Source organism: Streptomyces hygroscopicus subsp. hygroscopicus (assembly GCF_001553455.1).
GTDB lineage: Bacteria > Actinomycetota > Actinomycetes > Streptomycetales > Streptomycetaceae > Streptomyces > Streptomyces hygroscopicus.
Genome location: NZ_BBOX01000596.1, coordinates 1 through 4874 on the forward strand (window position 1 = coordinate 1; position 4874 = coordinate 4874).

At 71.8% G+C, this 4874-nt stretch carries 2 protein-coding genes; both read right to left on the minus strand.

From position 1 onward, the window contains the following. Positions 1-3388 (minus strand): type I polyketide synthase (locus tag AXW62_RS39110; RefSeq protein ID WP_159061098.1); only part of this gene is annotated, 3388 nt, incomplete at its 3' end. A gap of 45 nt (positions 3389-3433) precedes the next feature. Beyond that, the coding region (locus AXW62_RS39115; RefSeq protein ID WP_159061099.1) for a type I polyketide synthase at positions 3434-4874 on the minus strand (1441 nt) is incomplete at its 5' end.

Consider the following 4874-nt stretch of genomic DNA (forward strand, 5'->3'; position numbering starts at 1 on the left):
CCCACACCATCGCCTGCGTCGGGCTGGTCAGCGCGTCCGAGCGGCCCACCGACACCGCGCCACGCGTACCGCACCACAAGAGAGCCGGAATGTCGGCCCCGACCATGGCCCGCACCAGCACCAGGGTCAGCGCGTAGCCGCCCGAGAGGGCCGGGTGTGCGGGGCAGGGCTCCTCGTCCAGGGCGAGCAGCGACAGCACGCCCCCCAGCTCCGGCACGTCGGCGGTCGCCTCATGCAGCCGCCCCGCCAGCACCTCGGCCTCGAGGTCCCGCTCGTCCACCACGACCGGCACCACACCCGCACCATGCCGCTCAAGACCGGCGACAACCTCCGCCACCAGCTCGTCCTCGGCACGGGACGCCGGAACCACCACCAGCCACGTCCCGGACAGCGACCCCTCGCCCACCTCCGAGGACGGCTTCCACACCACCCGGTACCGCCAGCCGTCGATCGTGGACTGGTCACGGCTGCTGCGGTGATACGCCGACAGCGCGGGCAGCACCGCGCTCAGCGGCGCCTCGCTGTCGACCGCCAGCGTCCCCGCCAGCGACTCCAGGTCCTGGCGTTCCACCACGTCCCAGAACCGCGCGTCCACGGAACCGGTGGCATCGGCCGTGCTTCCGCTGGGCGGCAGGCCGAATCCATCGAGCCAGTAGCGTTCGCGCTGGAAGGCGTAGGTCGGCAGCTCGACGCGGCGGGCGCCACGGCCCTCCAGCGTGGTGCTCCACGCCACCTTGGTGCCCCGTACGAAGACCTCGGCGGCGGAGGTCAGGAACCGCTCCAAGCCTCCCTCGTCACGCCGCAGCGTGCCGACGACCACCGCCTGGGCCTCGGCCGCCTCCACCGTCTGCTGCACCGGCAGGGTCAGCACCGGATGCGGGCTCGCCTCGATGAACACGGTGTGACCGTCTGCGAGCAACGTGCGCGTCGTGGCCTCCAGCTCGACCGTCTGGCGCAGGTTGCGGTACCAGTACTCGGCGTCCAGTCCGGCGGTGTCGATCAGCTCGCCGGAGACCGTGGAGTAGAACGGCACCTGGGAGGAACGCGGTGCGATGTCCGCCAGGACCCGCAGCAGCTCCTCACGGATTTCCTCCACGTGTGCGGAGTGCGAGGCGTAGTCCACCGGCACCCGGCGGACCCGCACCTCCTCGCCCTCCAGCTGCGCGACCAGCTCGTCCAGCGCCCCGGGGTCGCCGGAGACCACCACCGAGCCGGGGCCGTTGACCGCCGCCACGGAGATCGCGCCGTCCCAGGCGGCGATGCGCTCACGCACATGGTCCACCGGCAGCCCGACCGACACCATGCCACCACGGCCCGCCAGACCCGCCGCGATCGCCTGCGACCGCAGCGCCACCACCTTCGCGGCGTCCTGGAGCGAGAGCGCGCCCGCGACGCAGGCCGCGGCGATCTCGCCCTGGCTGTGGCCCATCACCGCGTCCGGCTCCACACCCACCGAACGCCACAACCTCGCCAGCGACACCATCACCGCGAAGAGCGCAGGCTGTACCACATCCACCCGGTCATAACCGGGAGCACCCTCGGCGCCGCGCAGCACATCGGTGAGCGACCAGTCCACATGCGCCGACAGAGCCGCCTCGCACTCGGCCACCGACTCCGCGAACACCGGCGAGGACTCCAGCAGGTCCACCGCCATGCCCGCCCACTGCGCACCCTGACCCGGGAACACGAAAACCGAGCGCCCCCGCACATCCGCCACACCACGCGTCACACCGGAGACCACCTCATCCCCGGCCAGCGCACCCAACCGCTCCAAAAGCTCCGCACGGTCAGCCCCCGTCACCACACCCCGGTGCTCGAACACCGACCGCGACGTCACCAGCGAGAACGCCACATCGGAGACGCTCAGCTCCGGGCGCTCGGCCACGTACTCCCGCAGCCTGCCCGCCTGCGCCCGCAATCCCTCCGCGCTACGGCCCGACACCACCCACGCCACCGGACCACCGGCCACCTCGGGCTCGGCGACCTCCTCCTCCGTCTCGATCTCCGGAGCCTGCTCCAGGATCGCGTGCGCGTTGGTCCCGCTGATGCCGAACGAGGACACGCCCGCCCGCCGCGGCTGCTCCGACTCGGGCCAGGGGGTCGACTCGGTCAGCAGCCGGATGTCGCCCGCCGACCAGTCCACCTGGGGCGAGGGCTCGTCCGCGTGGAGGGTCTTGGGCAGCACACCGTGGCGCATCGCCATCACCATCTTGATGACCCCACCGACACCGGCGGCGGCCTGGGAGTGGCCGATGTTGGACTTCAGCGAGCCCAGCCACAGCGGCTTGTTCTCCGGCCGTTCCTTGCCGTAGGTGGCGAGCAGCGCCTGCGCCTCGATCGGGTCACCCAGCGCCGTGCCCGTGCCGTGTGCTTCCACCGCGTCCACGTCCGTGGGCTTCAGGCCCGCGTTCTTCAGCGCCTGGCGGATCACCCGGCGCTGCGAGGGACCGTTGGGGGCCGTCAGGCCGTTGCTCGCACCGTCCTGGTTGATCGCCGAGCCCCGGATGACGGCCAGTACCGGGTGGTTGTTGCGCCGGGCGTCCGAGAGCCGCTCCAGGAGGAGCAGGCCCACGCCCTCCGCCCAGCCCGTGCCGTCGGCACCCGCGCCGAACGCCTTGCACCGTCCGTCGGGAGCGAGCCCGCCCTGCCGGCTGAACTCGACGAACATGCTGGGGGTGAACATGACGGCGACACCGCCCGCCAGTGCCAGCGAGCACTCCTCCTGACGGAGCGCCTGGCAGGCCCAGTGCAGCGCCACCAGCGACGACGAGCACGCGGTGTCCACCGTCACGGCGGGCCCCTCCAGGCCCAGGGTGTAGGCCACCCGGCCGGACACCACGGAGGTGGCGTTGCCCGTGAGCAGCAGTCCCTCCACGTCCTCGGGCATCTCGCTCACTCCGGCGCCGTAGCCGGAGGGCGAGGCGCCGACGAACACACCGGCCTGGCTGCCCCGCACCGACGCCGGGTCGATTCCGGCGCGCTCGAACGCCTCCCAGGCGGTTTCCAGCAGCAGCCGCTGCTGGGGGTCGGTGGCGAGCGCCTCGCGCGGGCTCATGGAGAAGAAGCCGGGGTCGAAGTCGCCGGGGGTGTCCAGGAACCCGCCCTCGCGGACGGAGAAGGTGCCGGACCGCTCCGCGTCGGAGTCGAAGAAGCCCTCCACGTCCCAGCCCCGGTCGGGCGGGAACTCGGTGATGGCGTCGCCGCCCTCGGCGACCAGCCGCCACAGCTCCTCCGGCGTCTTCACGCCCCCGGGGTACCGGCAGCTCATCGCCACGATGGCGATGGGCTCCCGGTCCCGCTCCTCCACCTGTCGAAGTCGCCGACGGGCCTGACGCAGGTCTGCCGTCACCTTCTTGAGGTAGTCAAGGAGTTTTTCGTCTTCCGCCACTATCGCCAGCTCCTTGAAACCGTCTGTGAATTTCTGCTCGCCACGTCAGGACATTCCGAATTCGTCATCGATGAGCTTGAAGATCTCGTCGGCGGTCGCCGATTCGATCTCGCTGTCGTCGTCCGCGTCGTCGGCCGGCGCCGGCGCGGTGCCGGACACCGGTCCGGTGCCGGCAGCCGACCACTTCGCCACCAGGCCCTGGAGCCGCTCCATGACCTTGGCGCGCGTCTCGCTGTCGGAGTCGAGCGAAGACAGGGTGGTCTCCAGCCGGTCGAGTTCCCCGAAGACGGGCTCGGTCGCGGGCCCGTCGGCGGGGGTGACCTCCTCGCGCAGGAACCGTGCGAGCGCCGCCGGGGTCGGGTAGTCGAAGACCAGGGTGGCCGGCAACCGCGTTCCGGTGATCGCGTTGAGACGGTTGCGCAGTTCGACGGCCGACAGGGAGTCGAAACCGAGGTCCTTGAACGCGTGTCCCGGCTCGATCGCCCGTCCCGACGCGTAGCCCAGGACGATGGCCACCTGGTCGCACACCAGGTCCACCAGGATGCGCTCGCGCTCCGTTTCGGACTTCCCGGCCAGGTGCTGCCTGAGCTCGGTGGCCGGGTCGGCCGTGGTGCTCGCGGCACCCGACTCCGCCGTCCTGCGCGCAGGGGTCCGCACCAGTCCGCGCAGGAGCGCCGGTACCGGCTCGCCCAGCGAGGACATGTCCATGGTCATGGGCACCAGGACGGCACCGTCGAGATCGCGGGTCGCGTCGAAGAGTGCGAGTCCGGCCTCGGGGGTGAGGGCGACCATGCCGGTCCTGGTCATCCGGGTGACGTCGGCGTCGCCCAGTTCGCTGGTCATGCCGCTGCCCTGGGTCCACGGCCCCCACACGAGCGAGGCGGCCGGGAGTCCCTCGGCCCTGCGGTGCTGGGCCAGGGCGTCCATGAACGCGTTGCCCGCCGCGTAGTTGGCCTGTCCGGCGCCGCCGAAGGTTCCGGAGACGGAGGAGAACAGGATGAAGGCGGAGAGGTCGAGGTCGCGGGTCAGCTCGTGCAGGTGCAGCGCGGCGTCCACCTTCGGACGCAGCACCGTGTCCACCCGCTCCGGCGTCAGCGACTCCACCACACCGTCATCCAGCACACCCGCCGCGTGCACCACGGCCGACAGCGGACGCTCCGGCCCGATCCCCGCCAGCAACTCCTCCACCGCGCCCCGGTCGGCGACATCACACGCCACCACCCGCGCCTCCGCACCCAGCCCCGACAACTCCGCCACCAACTCCGCCGCACCCGGCGCCGCCACACCACGACGACTCGTCAGCACCAGATGCCGGACCCCATGCTCCACCACCAGATGACGGGCCAGCAACGCACCCAGACCACCCGTACCACCGGTCACCAGCACCGTCCCCGGGCCTTCCAGCCGCCGCGGGATGGTCAGCGCCACCTTGCCGGTGTGCCGGGCCTGGCTGATGAAGCGGAAGGCGTCGGGCGCCCTGCGGACG